Consider the following 836-nt stretch of genomic DNA (forward strand, 5'->3'; position numbering starts at 1 on the left):
CCGCATATCTGGTCCGGTCACTTTTAAACCAATTAAGGCAAAAGAACCTATCAACATTAACCCCATGATAGAGAAAAATCTACCTTTTGATTTAGTGATTGATTTTCGAATATCCTTCCATAACATTTTCTTTTTCATGTTTATTTGTCACCTACCATTCGATATCTGAGATATTTTCAGGTGCATCATTCACTTCAATGGATTCCACTGTAGCATTACGCATGTGAATAACTCTATCAGCAATAGGTGCAATGGCTGCATTATGGGTAACGATAACTACAGTGGCACCATTCTTGCGACTCATATCTTGTAAGATTTGTAAGACTTGTTTACCTGTTTCAAAGTCTAAAGCACCTGTTGGTTCATCACATAATAAGATTTTTGGTTTTTTAGCAACCGCTCTAGCGATCGAAACGCGTTGTTGCTCACCACCCGATAATTGTGCAGGGAAGTTATTGATTCTTTCACCTAAACCTACACCCTCTAACACTTCGATAGGATCACTTGCGTCCTTGACAATTTCAGAAGCTAACTCTACATTCTCTTTTGAAGTTAAGTTAGGCACTAAATTATAAAATTGAAATACGAAACCGACATCTTCTCGGCGGTATTTGGTTAATTGCTTTTTGTTATAAGTAGCAATGTCATTGCCGTCAATGATGACCTGACCTTCATCATTCGAATCCATGCCTCCCAGAATATTTAGCATGGTAGATTTTCCGGCACCGGATGATCCTAGAATAATGGCTAATTCACCTTTTTCAATTGAAAAATTTACATCATTATTCGCAGTGATGACATTATCACCCATTTTATAATGTTTAGAACTATTAATA

The 836-nt window shown here is 36.7% G+C and carries 1 protein-coding gene and 1 pseudogene; both read right to left on the reverse strand.

Going from position 1 to position 836, the window contains the following annotated elements:
• A pseudogene (locus tag ACRCJ0_RS16580) lies at positions 1 to 138 on the reverse strand (ABC transporter permease); the annotation flags it as partial.
• A gap of 13 nt (positions 139 to 151) precedes the next feature.
• Positions 152 to 835, reverse strand: coding sequence for an ABC transporter ATP-binding protein (locus tag ACRCJ0_RS16585; protein WP_431391258.1), 684 nt, complete (start codon positions 833 to 835; stop codon positions 152 to 154).
• Position 836: the final 1 nt, after the last annotated feature.

It is taken from the genome of Aerococcus sp. L_32, assembly GCF_050689315.1.